Consider the following 21,958-nt stretch of genomic DNA (forward strand, 5'->3'; position numbering starts at 1 on the left):
TCCTGACCTACGGCAAAGAAAAACCCCGGACTTGCCGGGGCTCTCCATGACAGAAAGACAGCAAACTTATCGTGTCAGGCGCTTGTGCGCCTGGCTGCCCGGATTGAGAGCATCGGGGCCGAGGCGGCGGATCTTGTCTTGCTCGTAATCTTCGAAATTGCCTTCGAACCATTCAACATGGCCTTCGCCTTCAAAGGCCAGAATATGCGTGGCCAGGCGGTCGAGGAACATGCGATCATGGCTGATGATGATGGCGCAGCCAGCGAAGTTTTCGAGCGCGCTTTCCAGCGCCCCCAGCGTTTCCGTATCGAGGTCGTTGGTCGGTTCGTCGAGCAGAAGCACGTTGCCGCCAGCCTTCAGCATCTTGGCTAGGTGAACGCGGTTGCGCTGACCGCCGGAGAGATTACCGACCTTCTGCTGCTGGTCGCCGCCCTTGAAGTTGAAGGCACCGCAATAGGCGCGCGAGTTCATGTCGAACTTGCCGAGCTTGATGATTTCGGCGCCGCCGGAGATTTCCTCCCATACGGTCTTATTGCCGTCAAGCGCGTCGCGGCTCTGGTCGACATAGCTGAGATGCACCGTCTCGCCGATGCGGATCGAGCCGGAATCCGGCTTTTCCTGCCCGGTAATCATCTTGAACAGGGTCGTCTTGCCGGCGCCGTTCGGGCCGATGATGCCGACGATGCCGCCCGGCGGCAGCTTGATCGACAGATCGTTGACCAGCGTGCGGCCTTCGAAGCCCTTGGTGATGCCCTCCATCTCGATCACCACCTGGCCGAGACGCTCGCTGACCGGAATGATGATCTGCGCATCACCGGGGCGCTGATTTTCGGCAGCATCGACTAGCTGTTCGTAAGCGTTGATACGCGCCTTGGACTTGGCTTGACGGGCCTTGGGGCTGGAGGCGATCCATTCCTGTTCGCGGCTGATTGCCTTCTGACGGCCAGCTTCTTCGCGGGCTTCCTGCAGCATGCGCTTGGCCTTGGCCTGCAGATAGGCGGAATAGTTGCCTTCGTAGGGAATGCCACGGCCGCGGTCGAGTTCGAGAATCCAGCCGGTAACATTGTCGAGGAAGTAGCGGTCGTGGGTGATCATCATCACGGCACCCGGATAGTCGCGTAGGTGCTTTTCCAGCCAGGCGATGGTCTCGGCGTCGAGATGGTTGGTCGGTTCGTCGAGCAGCAGCAGGTCCGGCTGTGAGAGAAGCAGGCGGCAAAGCGCGATACGGCGGCGCTCACCGCCGGAAAGGCTGGTGACTTCAGCGTCGCGCGGCGGGCAGCACAATGCTTCCATCGCCATCTCGACCTGGCTTTCCAGATCCCAGAGATTCTGGCTGTCGATGATATCCTGGAGTTTGGCGCCCTCGTCCGCCGTCTCGTCGGAATAGTTCATCATCAATTCGTTGTAGCGATTGAGGATTTCGGTTTTCTTGGCAACGCCTTCCATGACGTTTTCGAACACCGTCTTGTTGGGATCGAGCTGAGGCTCCTGCGCCAGGTAGCCGATAGTGGCGCCTTCGGCCAACCAGGCTTCGCCAGTATATTCCTTGTCGAGGCCGGCCATGATGCGCAGCACGGTCGACTTACCGGCACCGTTCGGGCCGAGAATACCGATCTTGGCGTCGGGATAAAAAGAGAGATGAATATTTTCGAGGATCTTCTTGGCGCCATAGGCCTTATTTAGACCGGCCATATGATAGATGAACTGACGTGCCATAGCTTGGGTTACTCCACGGGCGGATACATTGCGAATTGTGCCGCTATGTAGGCGAAACCCCGCCCTCGGGCAACGGAGAAACCTTGTCCGAGGGCATTTATCGCGCCGAGCCGCCTGCTGGGTGTCAGAAACCCGCTGCGTCCACCACGCCCTGATCGCAGCCAAACGATGTGCTGCCAGCGCCCTGGATCAATTGCTCAAGTCGCGGCTCGTTTCCTTCCGACGGCTGAATAGCGTCTTCCGACAAGCCGATCGTCAGTTCCGAGATCACCCGCACCTTGCCGACTTGGCGGCAGCTCATCTTCACGCGGCCACTGGCGCCCTCGCCAAAACTTTTGTCGAAAGCAGCCTTGATGGTTTCGGCATCGAGCGTCTTGCCGATATTCTGCGCGAAAAGATCGCGCACAGCGGACGCATTGAGTTCATTGATCAACCCCACCGCGGTCCCGAAATAATCATCGGCGCTGAGCTTGGTGCAACTGCCGTGTTTGATCCACTCATGCCGCTCCAGACCGGATTGCGTGCCGGGCATGACTTTGTCCAGCGCGGCCTTGGTTTCCGCCGAGAGTTGAACAGCCGGTAGGTCTTTCCAGTCCCGGCCGCGATCGGACTGCTTCAGATCATCGGAAACGTCGCAATATTCCTGCCGCATCGGCCAGAGGCCGTGTAGTGAAAAGTTCTTGGCGTCAAAATTATTCGCTGATTGATTTCGGCATTCCGCCTTCTTTTGGTTCGTCGCGCAGAACGCGGGTTCCCAACTCGCCGCCAGAATAAAGCGCGTCCGTCCATGGCTATTCTCCTCAGCCACGGCACTCGTCGCCGTCACCACCGCAGTTAGAACCGCAACTGCAAACCCCTGAAGCCAAGGCCTCATTCTATACCTCCAAAAACAGAACAATATGAGAACAAGTAAGCAGTTTGATTTGCGGCACGCAACCCTGAATCGCAAAAACCACGAAGATTTATTTCTGTGAGCTTCCCTTGCCGTCCATTGCAATCCCGTCGGCGATGACCTTTCGTCCCACATGGGGAGGAAACACGCATGATGTTTGCCGAAACGAGGCATTTGCATAGTCCGACGGGCGCGACGCTCGCCTATCATCATGCGCCGGCAGAGGGCGCCGCGCGTGGCGTACTTCTCGTCAGCCACGGCCTTGCCGAACATTCCCGTCGCTATGAACGCTTCGCCGCAGCGATGGCAGCACGCGGCTTTCATGTCTATGCTCACGATCATCGCGGCCACGGCGAGACAAAAGCTGTCGATGCGCCACTCGGCCGCTTCGCAAGGCGCAATGGTGTCGATGCGGTCATTGCCGATGTGCTGGCGATGCGCGAGCTTGCCGCAACCGCCCATCCCGGCCTGCCGATCATTCTCTTCGGCCACTCCATGGGCGGGCTGATCAGCCTCAACGTAGCCGTGACGCATCCCGACAAGTTCGATGCCGTCACCGTTTGGAACTCGAATTTCAACCCTGGTCTCGCCGGGCGCGCGGCGCAGATCATCCTGAAGGCAGAACGCATGCTGAAGGGGTCCGATGTCCCGAGCGGGCTGTTGCCGAAGCTGACCTTCGGCGCCTGGGGCCAATCGATCGCCAACCGCCGCACCGAATTCGATTGGCTATCCCGTATTCCCGAAGAGGTGGATAAGTACATTGCCGACCCGCTCTGCGGCTTCGATGCCTCGGTGTCGCTGTGGCTGGATATTTTCGAACTGACCTTCCGTGCACCACAAAGGGATCACCTCGATCGGCTTCGGCGCGACATGCCGATCCATCTTATCGGCGGCAGGCATGACCCGGCGACGAACAATGGAGAAGCAATTTCCTGGCTGTCAGATCATTTGAAAAAGGCCGGCTTCTCGCATACCACCATGACCATCTATCAGGACATGCGGCATGAGACTCTGAACGAGATCGGTGCGGCCGCAACCATTTCGGATTTTGCCGACTGGTGTCAGCAAGTGACGGCAAAGGACTGATTCCCAAAGGAATGTTTGAATAAATGCCACCGGCGGTTCCCTGCCCCGTTTGCATCAACCGAAGCCTCCATATTCTCTGGCGCGAGCGGCGCTTTGCTTCCGGGCCGGTATCCGATACATCTGAGAACACTTTCGCGCCGTAGCCGCCCATCGGGACCGATATGACCGATAATAAAACCAAGAAACCACCCCTTTCCGGCATTCGTGTCATCGAACTCGCCCGCGTTCTTGCCGGCCCCTGGGCAGGGCAGATGCTGGCCGATCTCGGCGCCGATGTCATTAAGGTCGAGAACCCGGATGGAGGCGACGATACGCGCCAATGGGGTCCGCCTTTCGTCGAAGGCAAGGATGGGGAAAACCTTTCCGCCGCCTATTACCACTCCGCCAATCGCGGCAAACGTTCCGTGGTCGCTGATCTCAGGACCGAAGAGGGCCAGGCCCTTGTTCGGCGGCTGGTCATGACCGCCGATGTGCTGATCGAGAATTTCAAGCTGGGCGGCCTCGTCAAATATGGACTCGACTACGAGAGCCTGCGGACGATCAATCCAAAACTGGTCTATTGCTCGATCACCGGCTTCGGCCAGACCGGTCCCTATGCCGGTCTCGCAGGCTATGACTATATCGTCCAGGGCATGTCCGGCTTCATGTCGATCACCGGTGAGCCGGATGGGCAGCCGATGAAGGCGGGTGTCGCGATCGCCGATATCTTTACCGGCATCTATGCCGTCTCCGCGATCGAAGCAGCCCTGATCCACGCGCTTAAGACCGGCGAAGGTCAGCTTGTCGACATGGCGCTGCTCGACGTGCAATCCGCCGTGCTTGCCAATCAGAACATGAACTACCTGATCTCCGGCAAGGCTCCCACCCGCCTTGGCAATGCCCATCCCAATATCTCGCCCTATGAGGTCGTGCCGACGGCCGATGGCTACCTGATCCTTGCTGTCGGCAATGACGGGCAGTTCCGCCGCCTCTGCACGATTCTCGGCATCGACGAGCAGGCAAATGATGAGCGCTACGCAACCAACAAGGCGCGCGTCGCCCATCGCCACGACGTCCGCGCTTTCATCTCGGCGAAAACGCTTTCCTGGAAAAAGGCGGATCTGCTGAAAGCCTGCGAGGACAGTGCCGTGCCGGCCGGCGCGATCAATACGATCGAGGACATGTTCGCCGACCCGCAGATTGAGGCTCGCGGCCTGCGGATCGACCTCGAGGACGCCGCTGGCACCGTCATCCCGAGCGTACGGACGCCGGTCGTCTTGTCGGAAACGCCGCTGACCTATACGCGGCCAAGCCCGCGCCTTGGTGAACATCAGGAGGAGGTTCTCGCCGAATTGGCGGAACTGGAAGGAAGGGCGAAACCATGAAACGCACCGGCGGCCAGCTTATCGTCGAAGCCCTCAAGGCAAATGGCGTGCAGCGCATCTCCTGCGTTCCCGGCGAAAGCTTTCTGGCCGTGCTCGATGCGCTGCATGACAGCGACATCGATGTGCTGGTCTGCCGCCAGGAGGGCGGCGCGGCGATGATGGCGGACGCCTGGGGTCGGCTGACGGGTGAGCCCGGCATCTGCATGGTCACCCGCGGGCCGGGGGCGACCAATGCCTCGGCCGGCCTGCATATTGCCCGACAGGATTCGATCCCGCTAATCCTCTTCATCGGCCAGGTACAGCGCGATGCCCGCGAGCGCGAGGCCTTCCAGGAGGTGGAGTTCCGCCGCGCCTTCACCGAATTCGCCAAATGGGTCGGCGAGATCGACGATGCCGCCCGCATTCCGGAATTCGTCACCCGCGCCTTCGCGGTGGCCACTTCGGGCCGGCCCGGCTCCGTCGTGCTGACACTACCCGAGGACATGCTGCGCGACGAGGTCGAAGCCCCACATGCCAAGCGCTACATGCCGGTCGCTGCCCATCCCGGCCGCAGCCAGATCGATGATCTCCATTTGCGCCTGATCGCAGCGGAACGGCCAATGGTTATCCTCGGCGGCACGCGCTGGGACGAGGACGCGGTCGCTAACCTCCGGAGCTTCGCCGAACGCTTCAAGCTGCCCGTCGGCTGCTCCTTCCGTCGGCAAATGCTGTTCGATCATCTGCATCCGAATTATGCCGGCGACGTCGGCATCGGCATCAACCCCGCGCTGGCGAAGGAGATCAAGGAAGCGGATCTGCTGATCCTTCTCGGCGGACGCCTTTCCGAGATGCCATCGTCCGGCTACACACTGGTCGATATCCCCTACCCGCACCAACAACTCGTCCACATCCATCCTGATCCGTCGGAGCTCGGCCGGGTCTATCGTCCGGATCTGGCGATCTGCGCAAGCCCCGCCGACTTCGTGGTGGCACTCGCCGATCTCGAAGCACCGGCGGAACCGCGTTGGGCAGAGCGGACGGAGCGCATGCACGCGGCCTATCTCGCCTGGTCGAAAACGCCGGAAAAGAGCCCTGGTGCCGTGCATATGGGCCGGATCATGGATTGGATCGAGGCCAATACCGCGCCCGATACGGTCTTCACCAATCGTGCCGGCAATTACGCCACCTGGCTGCACCGCTTCCATCGTTTTCGCCGCTTCAACACACAGGCGGCCCCGACTTCAGGTTCGATGGGTTATGGCCTGCCGGCCGCGGTTGCCGCCAAGCAGCTCTTCCCTGAGCGCGAGGTGATCTGCTTTGCAGGTGACGGCTGTTTCATGATGCACGGGCAGGAATTTGCGACCGCCGTGCAATATCACCTGCCTTTGATTGCGCTGGTCATCAACAACGGCATGTATGGCACCATCCGCATGCACCAGGAGCGGGAATATCCCGGCCGCGTCAGCGCTACAGCATTGAACAATCCGGATTTCGCAGCCTTTGCCCGCGCCTACGGCGGCCATGGCGAAACGGTGAAGACTACAGAGGAATTCGGCCCAGCCTTTGAACGCGCCCGCGCCAGCGGCAGGCCGGCGATCATCGAAATCGTCCTCGATCCCGAGGCCATCACGCCCTCACGGACCCTGACGGAAATCTCGCAATCGAAAAGCCGATGAGTGCGAACTCACCGGCTTTTCAAAAATGCATCGAAGCTCAGATCAGTCGATCGCAGCGGTGACGATGAACTCGACCTTGTATTTCGGCGCAGCGAGCTTAGCTTCGCTGGTGGCGCGGGCTGGCGTGTTTGCCGGATCGACCCAGGCTTCCCAGGCGGCGTTCATTTCGGCGAAATAGGCGATGTCGGAGAGGTAGATGATCGTCTGCAGAATCTTCGACTTGTTGCTTCCGGCGGCGGCCAGCAGGCGGTCGACTTCGGCCAGCGCCGACTTGCACTGATCCGTGACGCTTTCGCCTTCACCAACCTGGCCGGCGAGGTAAACGGTGTTGCCGTGAATAACAGCGCCGCTCATGCGGGCTCCGGCGTCGATACGCTTGATGCTCATGCTTCTCTCCTGATGTTGTGCAGTGACGGGTAACAAACCGGGCGCTGCCCATCGGCAACGCCCTCAATCTCTTGCATGTTTGGCGGTGGCCGCTCAGCCGCGGATATGATGCGTCTTCTGATAGATCGCGGTCGAGCGCGCGCCGGAACGGCAATAGCCGAGCATCGGCCGCGGGAATTCGTCGAGCGCGTCGACCATGCCCTGCACGGCTTCTTCGGTTACGCCCATCGGCCCAACGGGCACATGCGCGATTTCAAGGCCAAGCTCCTTGGCGCGGGCTTCAATGACAGAAAACGGCGTCTGATCCGGGCTCTCATTGTCCGGACGATGGCAGACGATTGAGTTGAAACCCATGGCCTTGATCTGATCGAGATCCTCCAGGGTGATCTGGCCGGAAACCGAGTATTCGTCATCGATCGGGCGGATATCCATGGTTCATTTCCTCTGTGAAACCGAGGGCCATGGTCTACGCCGCCATAGGGCAAGCGTCAACCGCTCAAGCCCTTCAGACGAAGGCAAAGTTGAGTGCGAAACTCCTGGCTTCCCCGGGCTGAAGAATATTGAATTCACCCGCCTCCTCCAGCTCGCCGCGCGATGCCAGGCGATGCGAAACGGGCTCGATTCCGAGGACGTGCGCCGGCGCGCGCTGGTTGCGCCAGACCAGCAGGAACGGCAGCGTATCCGTGCCGAATCGAACCCGCAGCGATTTGCCGCCAATGGCGGCGATCGGCCCGAGGCACACTTCGGACCAATCCTCGCCCTTCGCCGTCGCCGGCACGCAGAAAAGACCGCCCTTTTCCTCGCCGAAGGTCCATGGGAAACCGCCGTTCTCCAGCATCTGGCCGGAGAGGCGCACGCCGTCATCGAACCATTTGCCACCAATATTCATGTGATACATCAGGAAGACCGGCATCGCCTCGATGCTGGTGTTGACGACACGGTCGTTAAGCGAAACCTCGCCGGACGCGCCGTCGATGCGCCAATGACGCTCCAGCCGTGCCGTGCGGCGTTCGGCGGTGACGATATCGATATCGGCGCGGCACTCCGCATTGCCGTTCTCGGATCGGGTCCATAGGATCTTGGCGGGATGCGAGGAGACAGAGCCGTGCAGCGGATAGCGCTTGCCCTCGAAAGCGTCAGACATTGGCTCCGGATGGCGGATATGATCCGGACCGCAGGTAAAGAGAAAGCCCTCCAGCGAATGATCGATGCGCGGGTCGCCATCATCCGGAATGGCGCGGCCGGGCGCAAGATTGTTGCCGTCGACGATGCAGGCGCCGATGTCCAGCACGGAGTTCTCATCCAGCGTCAGCTTCGGTCCCTTGGCTGCGGCGAAATCCATCATCTCCTGCAATCCTCCCTAGCGGCTCCCCGGCCATCCCATCAAAAATGGCTCCAAAATGGGACAAATCCAGATTTAGTGGTGGTTTGTCTTACCGAACGTTAACTTGACGCCTTGATCACACAAATTTTTATCTTTTATTCAGCATGATAATCTTAAATTCCACACTGGCGTCAAAATTGCCATGTGTGTGTCGGCTCAGCCATCACCCGAGGATTCGACAGACGTGAACCGGTTCCTGAAATTCAGCCTTACTTTGGCTCTGACTGCCGCGACCTCTGCCCTCGCGCTGAACAATGCGCAGGCACAATATTATCACGGCGGGAACGACGTGGTTCTTGTGACCCCTGACGGACGAATCCTTGATCAATATCCGAACCAAGGCAGCGTAACCGTCGCCCGCGACGGGCGCGGCCATCGCGTGCTGATCGATCGCTACGGCAACGTCGTCGCTACCGAGATGCGCGCCAGCACTTATTACCCCCGCGCGCCTCGCCGCGACGCCTACAATGACGATGGCTATGGCGACGGCAACCGATATGGCGACACGCAGCTTTCCAACAATGGCGGCTACCGCGACTATCGCCAGTATCGCGGCGATGATGGTGGCTATGTCGACAATGGCTATGATCAGCAGGATCGCGGTGTCGTCACCAGCGGCATTCCGCGCGACGGCGAAATCCAGAGCGAGCCGCTCGACAATCAATCGCTGCCGGGCGGACAAGCCACACAGAATCCGAATGGCGCCGACTACGCGTCGATCGATCCGCAGGAACAGGCACCTGCTATCGAACGCAAGCCGCCTGCTGAGCCCGTCATCACGCTGAAGGGCAAGTCGAAGATGGAGATCACCGCGCTGGAGGTCTTCCTCTCTCGCCAGGGCATTTCGCCGGGCGCGATCGATGGCCGCATGGGCGCCAATGTCACCAAGGCAGTCTACGCCTACCAGCAGATGACCGGCCAGACGCTGAACCCGAACGACACGGATTCGATCCTCGAACAACTGCGCTTATCGGGCGGCATGCCGATCATCAACTATACGATCACGCCTGCCGATGCCGCTGGCCCCTATGTCGCATCGATCCCTGAGGACTATGCCGCGAAGTCGCAGATGCAGTCGCTCGGCTATACCTCGACCACGGAAATGCTGGCCGAACGTTTCCATATGGATGAAGGCTATCTGAAGGAACTCAATCCCGGCGTCGACTTCACGGTTCCCGGCACCACGATCAAAGTCGTCAACACCGGCCCGGGCAAGACCGGCACCGTTGCCAAGATTCTGGCCGACAAGGGCCGCAAGCAGGTTTTCGCCTATGACGCCAGCGGCGCTCTGATTGCCGCCTACCCCGCCAGCATTGGCTCGACCGACACGCCGTCGCCCTCCGGCACGGTCACGGTCGAGCGCGTCGCTTTCAATCCGGGCTACACGTACAATCCGAAGATCAACTTCAAGCAGGGCGCCAACGACAAGATCCTCGACATTCCGCCCGGCCCGAACGGCCCGGTCGGTCTTGTTTGGATGGCGCTATCGAAACCGACCTACGGCATTCACGGCACTCCGGACCCTTCCAAGATCGGTAAGTCGCAAAGCCACGGCTGCGTGCGCCTGACCAATTGGGATGCGACCGAACTTGCCAAGATGGTCAAGCCCGGCGTAGTCGTCGAATTCGTCGATTGATCGCATTTGAGCAAATGATAAGGCCGCCGGATGAGCCATCCGGCGGCCTTTCTATTGTGAAAGCTTGCTAGGCCGCGGTGCGGATCGCCTCATGGACAGCGCTGCGGGCCGAAGCCGTCAGCCGCGTCGGCAAAAGCCGCATCATTTCCTCAGCAAAGGCACGGGCATTTTCCTGAGCCTTGTCGAGATTGCTGACCCGGTTCGGATCCATGGTATAGAGCGTGCCGCCGCAATCGAAGATATCGCGGAAAGCGGAGCGTTCGATGATCGGCGTTTCTAAAACCGTGACACTGCGCTGAGACAACAACGCTTTCACCACCTGCAGCGCTCTGGTCGTCACCATCGAATTCACGCGGGTCAGAACGACCGAATGATTGATGTGAATGCCGGCTTTCTGTTCCATATATTGCAGTAGCTCCAGCACCTGCGCGCCGCCCCGCGCATCCATCGCACAGCCTTGGATCGGAATGAGCACATGATCGGAGAGACCGAGCGCCGTTGCCAACAGCGGCGTGCGGGCACCCGGCAGATCCAGGATGAAGTAATCCGTCGCACTGTTCTCGGAAAGATGTATCGGCAGGGACGCGCTCGTCACGAAATCGATGACGGAAATATTGGGAACACGGCCGGAGATTTCGTACCAGTGCGAAATCCAGTGCTGCGGATCAGCGTCAAGAATGGTGACGCGATAACCGCGTCGCGCCAGTTCCGTGGACAACAGCAAAACCGCCGTCGTCTTCCCTGCGCCACCCTTCGTATTTGCAAATGTGATAACTGGCATTGTCGGTCTCCGGCAAGATGGCGGTGAGCACGAACATCGCTCATTTCAGCACCGTCTGAGTCATTGGTGCGATTAACGTATTGTTTCGAAATATGGTTAACAAAACCCTAATGGCGCTTGTCGCGCATTAAGATATCGCGTCGGCGAGGCCTAGCCGGCTACACCATCGGCACGCCACTTGCCGGTGAAGATTGCGATCGTCAACCTGCCAGATAGGCACAAAAAATCGTGCCGCAATCATCTCGCGGCACGACTGAAAATTAAACCGATACTGCCTTAGAAGCAGTCGTGGAACAGCGCCTTGGTGTTCTCCAGCGTCATCGGCACCGGATTGCCGCCGGCGCTTGGATCTTCGATCGCCATGGCCGAAAGCTCGTCGATGCGATCGGGCGCAATGCCCATAGCCGAGAGGCTTTCCGGAACGCCGAGTTCGGCCCGCAGCTTCAACACATAGTCATAGAAACCGTCGAAACCGCCGGAAATGCCGAGATAGGCGGCAGCACGGGCGATCTTTTCTTCGATGGCCTTGCGGTTGAAGCGCAGGACGGACGGCATAACCACGGCATTGGTCATGCCGTGATGCGTGTTGTAGACGGCGCCGATGGGATGCGACAGCGCGTGAATGGCGCCTAGCCCTTTCTGGAAGGCGACAGCGCCCATGGCAGCGGCGCTCATCATATTGGCGCGGGCTTCGAGGTCGGTACCTTCCCGATAGGCGCGCGGCAGGAATTCCTTGACGAGCCGCATGCCTTCCAGCGCGATGCCGGCCGACATCGGATGATAGAACGGCGAGGAATAGGCTTCCAGGCAATGGGCGAAGGCATCCATGCCGGTGCCGGCAGTGATGATCTTCGGCATGCCGACGGTCAGTTCCGGATCGGAGATCACGACGCCCGGCAGGAACTTCGGATGGAAGATGATCTTCTTCACATGCGTTACAGAATTGGTGATGACGCTGGCGCGGCCGACCTCAGAGCCGGTGCCGGCGGTCGTTGGAACAGCGACGATCGGAGCAATGCCCTCGACATTGGCGCGGGTCCACCAGTCGCCGATGTCCTCGAAATCCCAGACCGGTCGTGTCTGGCCAGCCATGAAGGCAACGCATTTGCCGAGATCGAGGCCCGAGCCGCCACCGAAGGCGACGACGCCATCATGACCGCCATCCTTGAAGGCCCTGACGCCGGCCTCAAGGTTCTTCTCGTTCGGGTTCGGATCGACGTCGGCGAAGATGGCACGGCCGAGGCCGGCGTCTTCCAGAATATCCAGCGCCGTCTTGGTGATCGCCATCGAGGCGAGCCCTCGGTCGGTGATCAGGAGCGGCTTCTTGATCCCCAGGCTTTTGCAGGCATCCGCCAGTTCCGTGATCCGGCCGCGGCCGAGCTTGACGGCGGTGGGATAGCTCCAATTGGCTGAGATATTGCTCATGCTGTTACCTTCTTCAAATGGTAGGATTTCGGGCGCGTCAGGTTATGGAAACCGAGCACGGAGAGCGAGCCGCCACGACCTGTTTCCTTGACGCCGGTCCAGCACAGTGCCGGATCGAGATAGTCGGCGCGGTTCATGAAGACGGTGCCGGTTTCGATATCGCGGCCGATGCGCGAAGCGCGCTCGACTTCCTTGGTCCAGAGCGACGCTGTCAAGCCGTAAGGGCTGTCATTCATCAATTCCAGCGCTTCCGCATCGCTCTTCACCTTCATGATGCCGACGGCGGGGCCGAAGGTCTCTTCGCGCATAAAGGCCATGGAATGATTGACATCGACGAGTATCTGCGGCGCGAGATAGGCGCCGCCGTCATCGGCCGGGAAAAGCTTGGGGTCGACCAGCGCCCTGGCGCCCTTGGCGACGGCATCGGCGATCTGCTCGCGGACCACCTTGGCGAAACGCTTGTTCGCCATCGGGCCAAGCGTAGTTTCCGGCTCCAGCGGATTGCCGAGCTTGTAGTTCGACACCCAGGCGACCGACTTCTCGACGAAGGCGTCGTAAAGCGATTCATGCACATAGATTCGCTCGATGCCACAGCAGCATTGGCCGGAATTGTAGGTGGCACCATCCATCAGCGTGTCGACGGCCGCCTCGAGGTCGGCATCTTCCATGACATAGCCCGGATCCTTGCCGCCAAGTTCGAGGCCAAGACTGGTGAAGGTGCCGGCGGCAGCACGTTCGATCGATCGTCCGCCTTCGACCGAACCGGTGAAGTTGACAAAGTTGAAGCTGCCGGCGGCGATCAGCGCCGACGTCGTTTCATGATCGAGGAAGACGTTCTGGAAGACATCAGCAGGAATGCCGGCCTCGACGAAAGCCTGAACCAGCCGCTCGCCGACCAGCAGCGTCTGGCTGGCATGTTTCAGAACAACGGTATTGCCGGCCATCAGCGCTGGGGCGATCGTGTTGATCGCGGTCATGTAGGGATAGTTCCATGGCGCGATGACGAACACGACGCCATGCGGTTCGCGCTCGATACGACGGGCGAAATTCGCGCTGTCTTCCACCACCATCGGCGACAGCGCATCGGCTGCGATCGACGCCACATAATTCGAGCGCTCGTTGAAGCCGCGATATTCGCCGCCGTATTTGATCGGGCGGCCCATCTGCCATGCGAGCTCCGGCACGACGACATCGGCCATTTCGTTGAGGCGCGCAGCACCCTTCAGCACCAGTTGAACGCGGTCTTCCAGCGGGCGGCGCGCCCAGTCCTTCTGAGCCTTGCGGGCGCGGGCGACCGCTTCCTTGGCCGCATCCAGCGACAGCGCCGGACGCTCCGCATAAATCTCCCCATTTACCGGGGACACGCATGTGATCATGGTCATGATCGAAATCCTGTTTCTATAGTCACGAATATGGTCTCGGCTGATCACCGAGAAACTACCCCAAGAGCTTACATCGCCGAAAGAAGCGATTTACCGCAGCCACCTTCCCTGCCCGCGCCTGACGACGAAAATCGGGCGGAAATCAAAAATCACAGGAAGGCTTACGCTCTTTCGAATCCTCTCGCCACCTCCCAGTCGGTGATGCGGCGATCATATTCCTCCTGCTCCCATTCGGCAGCACGGGTGTAGTGATCGATGACATCGTCGCCGAAAGCGGCGCGCAGCATCTGAGAGCCGCTCAGCGCCACCGCAGCGTCTCGCAGCGTGCGCGGAATTTCGCGAACCTCGCGGGCACCATAGGCGTCCCCCACGAAGGGTGCCTCCAGTTCAAGCTTGTTCTCGATGCCATCTAGGCCGGCGGCAATCAGCGCCGCAAAAGCGAGATAGGGATTGAGGTCGGAGCCGCCGACGCGGCATTCGATGCGGATTCCCTTGGTCTCGGCGCCGCAGAGACGATAGCCCGCGGTACGGTTGTCGGTGCTCCAGATCGCCTTGGTCGGCGCGAAAGTGCCTGCCACGAAACGCTTGTAGGAATTGATGTAGGGCGCGAGGAAATAGGTGATCTCGCTGGCATGCGTCAAAAGACCGGCGACATAATGCTTCATCAGCGGCGTCATGCCATGTTCTTGTTCCTTGTCGAAGAACAGCGGCGTCTTGCCGTCAGCGCTCCACAGCGACTGATGAATATGCGACGAGCTGCCGGCGGAATTATAGTTCCACTTCGCCAGGAATGTGATGGCCTTGCCCTTCGACCAGGCGATCTCCTTGCAGCCATTTTTGATGATTGCATGGCGATCCGCCATGGTCAGCGCATCGGCATAGCGGACATTGATTTCCTCCTGCCCCGCCGAAGCCTCCCCCTTGGAATTTTCGACCGGAATGTCGGCTCCCTGCAGGCCAGTGCGGATCGCCCGCATCACCCCTTCTTCCTTGGTGGTCTGGAAGATGTGGTAGTCTTCATTATAGCCACTGGCGAGATGCAGGTTGCGATAGCCGGATTCACGGGCGCTGTCATAGCTCTGGTCGAACAGGAAGAATTCCAGTTCGGAGGCCATGAAGGCCTTCATGCCCATTGCTTCAAGCCGCCTGACCTGCTTCTTCAGGATGGCGCGCGGCGAATGCGCCACCTCTTCATGGGTGTGATGGTCGAGCACGTCGCAAAGCACCAGCGCCGTGCCTTCGAGCCAGGGAATGCGGCGAAGCGTGGCGAGATCGGGCTTCATCGTATAGTCGCCGTAGCCCTTTTCCCAGCTCGTCGACTTGTAACCCGAGACGGTCTCCATCTCGAGGTCGGTCGCCTGGAGATAGTTGCAGCTATGCGTTTCCTTCCAGGCGCTCTCCACGAAGAATTCCGCCTGGAAACGTTTGCCCATCAAGCGACCCTGCATGTCCACCTGACATGCCAGAACCGTATCGATGCGCCCCTCGGCCACATCTTTCTTGAGGTCTTCGAACGTATAGCTAGTGCTCATGAGTGATCCGCCTGAACAATGAATTGGGGTGTCGGACAACAGAACGGCGGCTCGTAGCTGGGAGCAACCCGGCGCCGTGCGTTTCGTTTATACCGGTGAAGGGGCCGCACGCAGGCGGCCCCGCCGTTCGAGAAATGCAGCTCCGATGCTTAGCTTTCGCCGACGGCCGCTTCTGCCGCTGCGATTTCGGCCTTGCGCTTGGCGATCGCGTCGCCGATCGGCGGTCCCTTGAAGCGGCGCCGCTCGAAGCCGAACCAGACGATCGCGGTCAGGACAAAGAAGCCGACGGTGATGATGCCTGCCCAGTCATTCGGCGGCTGAATGCCGAGAACAAAGATCACGATCATCGCGATGATAGACAGCACGGCAAAAAGCTTGAACAACCCTTCACCGAGGTTCCACGGGCCCATCTTGTCCCACTTCGACGTACCCCAGGCGAACAGACCGAGCGTGATCGGGATCGCGAAGGAGAAGAAGAGGAAGATGACGGTGCACGAAACGACGATGGTATAAACCGGTGTATCGCCGATCGACACCAGCGACGAACCCCAGACGAACAGCACCGAAAGAATCGAGCCGGTCCAGATCGCGGAAACCGGCGTGCGGTGTGTCGGGCTGACCTTGGAAAGTGCCTTCGATGCAGGAAGACCGCCGTCACGCGAGAACGCAAAGATCATGCGCGATACAGAGGTGACCGTTGCAAGGCCGCACAGCCACTGGCTGATGAAGATCAGGAGATACAGGATATCCTTGACGATGGGGTTCACTTGAGCATCCATCGCCCAGAAGAACACGTTCCAGCCCTGCTTTGCGGCGTCGTCCATATTCGGGATCATCAGAACGAATGCACACAGCATGATATAGCCGAACAAGGCCGACCAAAGCACGGAGGCTACCATGCCGCGCGGAACGGAATGCGCTGCCTTGACCGTTTCCTCCGATGTATGCGCCGAGGCGTCGTAGCCGGTGATCGTGTAGATCGGCAGCAGGAGGCCGAGCGCAAAGACCCAGAAGGTGGAAACCTGCGGCCAGACCGGTGCTCCGGTTGCCGAACCATCGGCGGCAATCGTTGCCACACCCGAGTAGTTCGTGAAGGTGAACAGCCGCGCGAAATCATAGGATGGTGCGGCGATCAGGCACACGACCGCAAGTGCGATCGAGGTTGCGAAGATCAGATAGCCGGAGAAGTCGGTGAGCTTCGCGGTCAGCCCGATACCCATATGGTTCACGAGCGCCTGAAGGCCGGTAATGACCACCAGGAACACGATACGAACCAATGTCGTATCGACCATGCCGAAATAGCCGCCGAAAGCACCGATGAAGAAATAATAGGTGCCGACATTGATCGCGCCGAGAACGGTGACGAGGCCGAGCAGGTTGAACCATGCGGTCAGCCAGCCGGTGAAGCGGTTGCCGAGGATCGAGCCCCAGTGATAGAGCCCGCCCGCAGTCGGATAGGCTGAGCTGATCTGCGCCATCGCCACGGCAAAGACCAGCGAAATGAAGCATCCGACCGGCCAGCCGATGCCGATCGCGGCACCGCCTGCGCCAGAAGTCGCCTGGGCGAGCGAATTGATGCCGCCCGAAAGAATGCAAATGATGGAAAAGGATACGGCAAAGTTCGAGAACGAACTCATGCGCCGTTCCAACTCCTGGGCATAGCCCATGGAGTGCAGAATATGCACGTCCTGCTTCTTGTCCAACTCTGTGTAATCAGACATGTATGTCATTCCCCCTAAAACCCGGTTGCCCACGGAATTGCGGGCCACCATTGTGCCACTTGCGCCGCTGGCTTTTTGCCATACGGCCCGATCGCAGTTGAACTGCTCCCCGGGGTCTTTTCTTCTATGCTCAGGCTTCCAGACTGCTCTGGATAAGCCCTGTTAGATAGTCGGCCACGACCCCTTGGCCGACGTCATCTCCGATGAGGTCGTTGCGGACCTCGATCATAACGTTATGCAAACCGTTGGCGAGCCCATGCAGTTTAAGCGTATGGGTGACGCCATCTTCTGGCCCGTAAGGCTCGTTGCGTTCGGTGCGGTAGAGCGGCGCCTCTACAGCAGCATCGAGCATGCGATCCGCCAGCCAGCGGTCTTCATCGTGCAGAATGCCGAGCTCCACTGCCCGCTGCCTGCCATTGTAAACAGGCGTGAAGCTGTGAACCGTGACGATCACGGTGTTTTGTTCCCTCGCCGCGCGCTCTTTCAGGAGCGCGCGAATGCGGTCATGGAACGGTATATAAAGAGCGTTGGTGCGCGCTTGCCGGTCGGAGGTTTGCAGGTGCTGGTTGCCGGGGATCGTGTAGATCTCGCTGACCTCCGGCATCGCGCCCGCGCTTTCGGGCGGACGGTTGCAGTCGTAAATCAGCCGCGAGAAGCGTTGATAAACCAGCGTAGCATCGAGGCTGCCGGACATCTTCGTGGCGACCGCTAGCGCACCCGGATCCCAGGCGATGTGGCTGGACAGCGCTTCGGTCGAAAGGCCCAGATCGCCGAAATATTTGGGCAACGTGCGTGAAGCATGTTCGCAGATGATGAAAACCGCGCTTTTTCCGTCCGGCCGTTCGACCGCGACGCAATCGCCATCCGCTTCCGTCAGAATGCCTTGCGCGGCATGCATCAAAGGCGCCCTACCCTCTTAATAAAATCTTTATAAGAAAAGAATTCTTCAGGTTTCGGCGACTGTCAACTGGAAACTGAAATTATTTCTTCATTTGTGACATTGACTCGAAATGTGACAGCGTAGTTATATTCCTTCCAGGAGACCGGCATAAGACCGTCCCGGGGAGCAAAAATAGAGTGAGCAATGCGTCGAAAACAGTTTCGGACGTAATCAATGCCCAATTCGACGCGCTGACGCGCGCCGAAAAGCAGCTCGCCAAGAGCCTGCTCGACAACTACCCGGTTTCGGGGTTGGGCAGCATTACGACAGTTGCCGAAAATGCGCGGGTTTCCACGCCGACAGTGGCGCGCATGGTGCAGAAACTCGGCTTCAAGGGTTACCCGGACTTTCAGTCCCGCCTCCATCAGGAAGTCGAGGCGACCATCTCGAATCCGCTCACCAAACACGACCGCTGGGCGTCCAATGCTCCCGGCACGCACATCCTTAACCGCTTTGCTGACGCCATTATGGGCAATCTCCGCCAGACCCTGACGGATATCGATGCAGCCACCTTCGATAACGTCGCTGCGCTGCTATCGGAGCACAAACGCGGGCTTTATTTCGTCGGTGGACGCATCACCGGCGCGCTTGCCGAATATTTCTTTACCCATATGCAGGTCATCCGCCCGAACACGACCTTGCTCTCCTCCAACTCCAGTTCCTGGCCGCAATATGTTTTGAACATGAATCCCGGAGACTTGCTGGTGATCTTCGATATCAGACGTTACGAGCAGGAAATGGTCAGCCTCGCCGCCGCCGCCCGGCGTTGCGGAGCCGAGATCATCGTCTTCACCGACCAATGGGCGACCCCTGCCGTCAAATATGCAAAGCACACATTCCGCGTGCAGATCGAAGCGCCTTCGGCCTGGGATTCCTCCGTCGTCACCCTTTTCATCGTCGAAGCGCTGATCGAAGCCGTACAAAGCTCGACCTGGGACGAGACGAGTGAGCGCATGAAAACGCTTGAAGGCCTGTTCGAACAAACAAGGCTGTTCCGCAAGCTAGGTTAGCAGGGAGGAAAGTATAAAGTTACGACCTAAGGATCGGCTAGCAAGACAGGCCTGTCATCGTTAGCGAATAAAAGTAAATCTCCGATGTTCAGGAAGCGCAACCCATTGAAATCCGTCACACAACCTTCATGCAACGTCATTAACAGCAACGCCAGACACTGAAAACCCAAAAGGAGGAATACCAGTGACCTCGAAAATTCATCGTCTTCTGACGCTCTCCACTGCAATGCTCGTCGCCACGACCGCCATTGCTGCTGCTGAACCGAGCGCAGACCTTATCGCTGCCGCCAAGAAGGAAGGCACGCTGACCACTATCGCCCTGCCCCACAACTGGTGCGGTTATGGCGACCTCATCGCTGCTTTCAAGGCGAAGTACAGCATCGATGTCAACGAACTGAACCCGGACGCCGGGTCGGGCGATGAAGTTGAAGCAATCCGCGCCAACAAGGGCAACACCGGCCCGCAGGCTCCCGACGTAATCGACGTTGGTCTCTCCTTCGGCCCGACCGCCAAGAAGGACGGCCTGCTACAGCCTTACAAGGTCTCCACCTGGGACTCGATTCCGGACAGCGCCAAGGATGCCGACGGCTTCTGGTATGGCGACTACTACGGCGTTCTCTCCTTCGTCACCAACAAAGACGTCGTGAAGAACCCGCCGAAGGACTGGGCTGACCTGCAGAAGCCGGAATACGCCAACACCGTATCGCTCGCTGGCGACCCGCGCACCTCCAACCAGGCCGTACAGGCCGTTTACGCCGCTGGCCTGGCTGCCGGCGAAAAGGATGCCGCCAAGGTCGGCGCTGCTGGTCTCGACTACTTCGCAAAGCTGAACAAGGCTGGCAACTTCGTTCCGGTCATCGGCAAGTCCGCTTCGCTCGCTCAGGGCGCAACCCCGATCGTCGTCGCCTGGGACTACAACGGCCTCGCATGGCGCGACAGCCTGAACGGCAACCCGCCGGTTGACGTTACGGTTCCGGCTTCGGGCGTTGTCGCTGGCGTTTACGTTCAGGCGATCTCGGCTTTCGCTCCGCACCCGAACGCTGCCAAGCTCTGGATGGAATTCCTCTATTCCGACGAAGGCCAGATCGGCTGGCTGAAGGGCTATTGCCACCCGATCCGCTTCAACGACCTGGCGAAGAACAAGAAGGTTCCGCAGGAACTTCTCGACAAGCTGCCGCCGGCAGCAGCCTATGAAAAGGCCGTTTTCCCGACGCTCGATGAACAGGCTGCCGGCAAGACCGCCATCACTACCAAGTGGGATTCTGTCGTCGGTTCGAACGTACAGTAATTTCAGCTAATATGACCTCCCCGCTTCGGCGGGGAGGTTTTCCTTTTTTGACGCCGCGGAATGGGCCAATCATGAGCATCGTCACGACATCAACGATCAGTACCGCCCCCATGATCAATAAGCGCGTGGTTGTCGATTGGCTGGGCATTGCGCCCTTCCTGATCTTCGCGCTTCTGTTTCTCATACTCCCAACGATCTATCTGGTCGCAGGTGCGTTTCTGACGCCCGACGGCAGCCTAACGTTGAAGAACATCGGCGATCTTTTCACAAAATCCATCTTGGACTCGTACTGGATCAGCATCAGAGTGTCTGTCGCCTCGGCGCTCGGCGGCGCACTAATCGGCTTTTATCTGGCCTGGGCCCTGGTCATGGGTGGACTTCCGGCCTGGGTGCGCCATGCCTTCCTGACTTTTTCCGGCGTCGCTTCAAATTTCGCCGGTGTGCCTCTGGCTTTTGCATTCATCGCCACGATCGGTCGCCTGGGCCTCGTCACGCTGCTGCTGAAAAACTGGCTTGGCTTCGACATTTTTCATGCAGGCTTCAATCTCTACAGCTTCGTCGGCCTGACGATCACCTACATGTACTTCCAGATTCCGCTGATGGTTCTGATCATCACGCCAGCCCTGGACGGTATGAAGAAGGAATGGCGCGAGGCGGCCTCGATCCTTGGGGCGACCAATGGGCAGTATTGGCTGATGGTGGCACTCCCCATCCTGTGGCCGAGCCTGCTTGGCACGACGCTGCTGCTGTTCGCCAATGCCTTCGGCGCCATTGCGACCGCAATCGCCCTGACTGGCAGCTCGCTGAACATCATACCGATCCAGCTCTATGCCCAGATCCGCGGCGACGTGCTGCACAACGCCAACCTCGGCTATGCGATGGCTCTCGGCATGATCGTCATCACCGGCATTTCCAACGTCATCTACATCATCATGCGCATGCGCGCAGAACGGTGGCAGAAATGAAGCTGCAAAAATTCTTCGCCTGGATCGCGGTCGTCATCGGCGCCTTCTATTTCATCGTTCCGCTTATCGGCACGCTGGAATTCTCGCTGCGCATGCGCCGCGATGCCTATAGTTTCGATGCCTATGCATCGGTCTTTTCCGATGCGCACTTCCTTTATGCGTTCGGCTATTCCATGCTCATGGCCGCGCTGACCATTGTCGTCGGCATGCTGCTCGTTGTCCCGACGGCCTATTGGGTGCGGCTTCGCTTGCCACAGTTACGCCCGGTCGTCGAATTCATTACGCTGATGCCGCTGGTCATTCCTGCGATCGTGATCGTCTTCGGCTACCTGCGTCTCTACAATTCATCGTCGATCCTGCCGCTGACGGGCTTCGAGCAATCGACGAACTTTCTGCTCGTCTGCTCCTATATTGTCTTGGCGCTCCCCTATATGTATCGTTCGGTGGATACGGCGATGCGCACGATCGATGTAGGTACCCTGACGGAAGCCGCAGAAAGCCTCGGCGCGAAGTGGACCACCATCATGTTCCGCTGCATTTTTCCCAATGTCATGAGCGGCGTTCTGTCTGGTGCCTTCATCACGCTGGCGATCGTCATGGGCGAATTCACCATGGCTTCGCTGCTCAATCGTCCGGCCTTCGGCCCCTATATGCAGCTCGTCGGCGCCAATCAGGCCTATCAGTCTTCGGCGCTGGCGATCATCGCACTCGCTGTAACCTGGCTCAGCATGGGCCTTCTCCAGCTCGTTTCCCGTTTCTCCAGATCCGCTCCGATTAAGGCGTGAGGCTTCACA

19 protein-coding genes are annotated in these 21,958 nt (G+C 59.3%); 8 read left to right on the forward strand and 11 right to left on the reverse strand.

Translation table 11 applies throughout. The annotated features are described in order from the left end of the window. Nucleotides 1-66 precede the first annotated feature (66 nt). Together ettA and QA648_RS09270 are read right to left on the reverse strand one after the other, a co-directional pair. Entirely contained in the window at nt 67-1,716 is a 1,650-nt protein-coding gene (gene ettA, locus QA648_RS09265) for an energy-dependent translational throttle protein EttA (protein WP_104823588.1), read from the reverse strand. A 124-nt stretch (nt 1,717-1,840) separates the two neighbouring features. Next, complete coding sequence (locus QA648_RS09270; RefSeq protein ID WP_283051052.1) at nt 1,841-2,590, reverse strand: ribonuclease; 750 nt, start codon at nt 2,588-2,590, stop codon at nt 1,841-1,843. 171 nt (nt 2,591-2,761) lie between these two features. On the opposite strand from QA648_RS09270, the gene QA648_RS09275 reads away from it, so the two are divergent. From QA648_RS09275 to QA648_RS09285, 3 genes are all read left to right on the forward strand, one after another. Beyond that, a complete protein-coding gene (locus QA648_RS09275) occupies nt 2,762-3,694 on the forward strand; it encodes an alpha/beta hydrolase (RefSeq protein WP_283051285.1) in 933 nt (310 codons plus the stop codon). A 161-nt stretch (nt 3,695-3,855) separates the two neighbouring features. After that, nucleotides 3,856-5,058, forward strand: a complete 1,203-nt coding sequence (locus tag QA648_RS09280; protein WP_283051053.1) for a CaiB/BaiF CoA-transferase family protein — start codon at nt 3,856-3,858, stop codon at nt 5,056-5,058. Then, nucleotides 5,055-6,713: a thiamine pyrophosphate-binding protein gene (locus tag QA648_RS09285; protein WP_283051054.1), complete on the forward strand. Its 1,659-nt coding sequence runs from the start codon at nt 5,055-5,057 to the stop codon at nt 6,711-6,713. Before QA648_RS09280 ends, QA648_RS09285 begins: the two co-directional genes overlap by 4 nt. 42 nt (nt 6,714-6,755) lie before the next feature. On the opposite strand, the gene QA648_RS09290 is transcribed toward QA648_RS09285, so the two are convergent. The 3 genes from QA648_RS09290 to QA648_RS09300 all read right to left on the reverse strand — a co-directional run bounded on the left by QA648_RS09290 (nt 6,756) and on the right by QA648_RS09300 (nt 8,445). Further along, on the reverse strand, nt 6,756-7,100 hold the full coding sequence (locus QA648_RS09290; protein ID WP_104823592.1) for a RidA family protein: 345 nt from the start codon (nt 7,098-7,100) through the stop codon (nt 6,756-6,758). Nucleotides 7,101-7,193: 93 nt separating this feature from the next. Next, the gene (locus QA648_RS09295; protein ID WP_028752425.1) at nt 7,194-7,532 is read right to left on the reverse strand and encodes a TIGR01244 family sulfur transferase; all 339 of its coding nucleotides are present in this window, start codon (nt 7,530-7,532) and stop codon (nt 7,194-7,196) included. A 73-nt stretch (nt 7,533-7,605) separates the two neighbouring features. Continuing rightward, the gene (locus tag QA648_RS09300) at nt 7,606-8,445 is read right to left on the reverse strand and encodes a DUF4432 family protein (RefSeq protein WP_283051057.1); all 840 of its coding nucleotides are present in this window, start codon (nt 8,443-8,445) and stop codon (nt 7,606-7,608) included. A gap of 223 nt (nt 8,446-8,668) precedes the next feature. Here QA648_RS09300 and QA648_RS09305 point away from each other — a divergent pair, with 223 nt between their 5' ends. Next, the gene (locus tag QA648_RS09305) at nt 8,669-10,120 is read left to right on the forward strand and encodes a L,D-transpeptidase (RefSeq protein WP_260303960.1); all 1,452 of its coding nucleotides are present in this window, start codon (nt 8,669-8,671) and stop codon (nt 10,118-10,120) included. A 67-nt stretch (nt 10,121-10,187) separates the two neighbouring features. On the opposite strand, the gene QA648_RS09310 is transcribed toward QA648_RS09305, so the two are convergent. The 6 genes from QA648_RS09310 to QA648_RS09335 all read right to left on the reverse strand — a co-directional run bounded on the left by QA648_RS09310 (nt 10,188) and on the right by QA648_RS09335 (nt 17,859). Continuing rightward, nucleotides 10,188-10,901, reverse strand: a complete 714-nt coding sequence (locus tag QA648_RS09310; RefSeq protein ID WP_283051059.1) for a ParA family protein — start codon at nt 10,899-10,901, stop codon at nt 10,188-10,190. Between the two features lie 276 nt (nt 10,902-11,177). Further along, the gene (locus tag QA648_RS09315) at nt 11,178-12,326 is read right to left on the reverse strand and encodes an iron-containing alcohol dehydrogenase (RefSeq protein ID WP_283051061.1); all 1,149 of its coding nucleotides are present in this window, start codon (nt 12,324-12,326) and stop codon (nt 11,178-11,180) included. Continuing rightward, nucleotides 12,323-13,708, reverse strand: coding sequence for an aldehyde dehydrogenase family protein (locus QA648_RS09320; RefSeq protein WP_283051063.1), 1,386 nt, complete (start codon nt 13,706-13,708; stop codon nt 12,323-12,325). Before QA648_RS09320 ends, QA648_RS09315 begins: the two co-directional genes overlap by 4 nt. 161 nt (nt 13,709-13,869) lie before the next feature. Further along, complete coding sequence (locus QA648_RS09325) at nt 13,870-15,240, reverse strand: glutamine synthetase family protein (protein ID WP_283051065.1); 1,371 nt, start codon at nt 15,238-15,240, stop codon at nt 13,870-13,872. A gap of 149 nt (nt 15,241-15,389) precedes the next feature. Continuing rightward, entirely contained in the window at nt 15,390-16,961 is a 1,572-nt protein-coding gene (locus QA648_RS09330) for an amino acid permease (RefSeq protein WP_104823599.1), read from the reverse strand. A gap of 130 nt (nt 16,962-17,091) precedes the next feature. Next, nucleotides 17,092-17,859, reverse strand: a complete 768-nt coding sequence (locus QA648_RS09335) for an N-formylglutamate amidohydrolase (RefSeq protein WP_283051087.1) — start codon at nt 17,857-17,859, stop codon at nt 17,092-17,094. A gap of 179 nt (nt 17,860-18,038) precedes the next feature. Here QA648_RS09335 and QA648_RS09340 point away from each other — a divergent pair, with 179 nt between their 5' ends. The 4 genes from QA648_RS09340 (at nt 18,039) to QA648_RS09355 (ending at nt 21,949) form a co-directional block, all read left to right on the forward strand. Then, complete coding sequence (locus tag QA648_RS09340; RefSeq protein ID WP_283051089.1) at nt 18,039-18,911, forward strand: MurR/RpiR family transcriptional regulator; 873 nt, start codon at nt 18,039-18,041, stop codon at nt 18,909-18,911. A 184-nt stretch (nt 18,912-19,095) separates the two neighbouring features. Continuing rightward, nucleotides 19,096-20,199 carry an ABC transporter substrate-binding protein gene (locus QA648_RS09345; protein ID WP_104823602.1) on the forward strand — a complete coding sequence of 368 codons (1,104 nt, stop codon included), beginning with the start codon at nt 19,096-19,098 and terminating at the stop codon, nt 20,197-20,199. Between the two features lie 71 nt (nt 20,200-20,270). Then, nucleotides 20,271-21,164 carry an ABC transporter permease subunit gene (locus QA648_RS09350; RefSeq protein WP_104823603.1) on the forward strand — a complete coding sequence of 298 codons (894 nt, stop codon included), beginning with the start codon at nt 20,271-20,273 and terminating at the stop codon, nt 21,162-21,164. Further along, complete coding sequence (locus tag QA648_RS09355; protein WP_104823604.1) at nt 21,161-21,949, forward strand: ABC transporter permease; 789 nt, start codon at nt 21,161-21,163, stop codon at nt 21,947-21,949. The genes QA648_RS09350 and QA648_RS09355 overlap by 4 nt, the downstream gene beginning before the upstream one ends. The last annotated feature ends 9 nt before the right edge of the window (nt 21,950-21,958 follow it).

It is taken from the genome of Rhizobium sp. CB3171 (genome assembly GCF_029714265.1).
Lineage (GTDB): Bacteria > Pseudomonadota > Alphaproteobacteria > Rhizobiales > Rhizobiaceae > Rhizobium.

Coding starts and splice junctions, on each gene's coding strand:
- ettA (WP_104823588.1), bottom strand. CDS start 1,716: ATGGCACGTCAGTTCATCTATCATATGGCCGGTCTAAATAAGGCCTAT.
- QA648_RS09270 (WP_283051052.1), bottom strand. CDS start 2,590: ATGAGGCCTTGGCTTCAGGGGTTTGCAGTTGCGGTTCTAACTGCGGTG.
- QA648_RS09275 (WP_283051285.1), top strand. CDS start 2,762: ATGTTTGCCGAAACGAGGCATTTGCATAGTCCGACGGGCGCGACGCTC.
- QA648_RS09280 (WP_283051053.1), top strand. CDS start 3,856: ATGACCGATAATAAAACCAAGAAACCACCCCTTTCCGGCATTCGTGTC.
- QA648_RS09285 (WP_283051054.1), top strand. CDS start 5,055: ATGAAACGCACCGGCGGCCAGCTTATCGTCGAAGCCCTCAAGGCAAAT.
- QA648_RS09290 (WP_104823592.1), bottom strand. CDS start 7,100: ATGAGCATCAAGCGTATCGACGCCGGAGCCCGCATGAGCGGCGCTGTT.
- QA648_RS09295 (WP_028752425.1), bottom strand. CDS start 7,532: ATGGATATCCGCCCGATCGATGACGAATACTCGGTTTCCGGCCAGATC.
- QA648_RS09300 (WP_283051057.1), bottom strand. CDS start 8,445: ATGATGGATTTCGCCGCAGCCAAGGGACCGAAGCTGACGCTGGATGAG.
- QA648_RS09310 (WP_283051059.1), bottom strand. CDS start 10,901: ATGCCAGTTATCACATTTGCAAATACGAAGGGTGGCGCAGGGAAGACG.
- QA648_RS09315 (WP_283051061.1), bottom strand. CDS start 12,326: ATGAGCAATATCTCAGCCAATTGGAGCTATCCCACCGCCGTCAAGCTC.
- QA648_RS09320 (WP_283051063.1), bottom strand. CDS start 13,708: ATGACCATGATCACATGCGTGTCCCCGGTAAATGGGGAGATTTATGCG.
- QA648_RS09325 (WP_283051065.1), bottom strand. CDS start 15,240: ATGAGCACTAGCTATACGTTCGAAGACCTCAAGAAAGATGTGGCCGAG.
- QA648_RS09330 (WP_104823599.1), bottom strand. CDS start 16,961: ATGTCTGATTACACAGAGTTGGACAAGAAGCAGGACGTGCATATTCTG.
- QA648_RS09335 (WP_283051087.1), bottom strand. CDS start 17,859: ATGCATGCCGCGCAAGGCATTCTGACGGAAGCGGATGGCGATTGCGTC.
- QA648_RS09350 (WP_104823603.1), top strand. CDS start 20,271: ATGAGCATCGTCACGACATCAACGATCAGTACCGCCCCCATGATCAAT.
- QA648_RS09355 (WP_104823604.1), top strand. CDS start 21,161: ATGAAGCTGCAAAAATTCTTCGCCTGGATCGCGGTCGTCATCGGCGCC.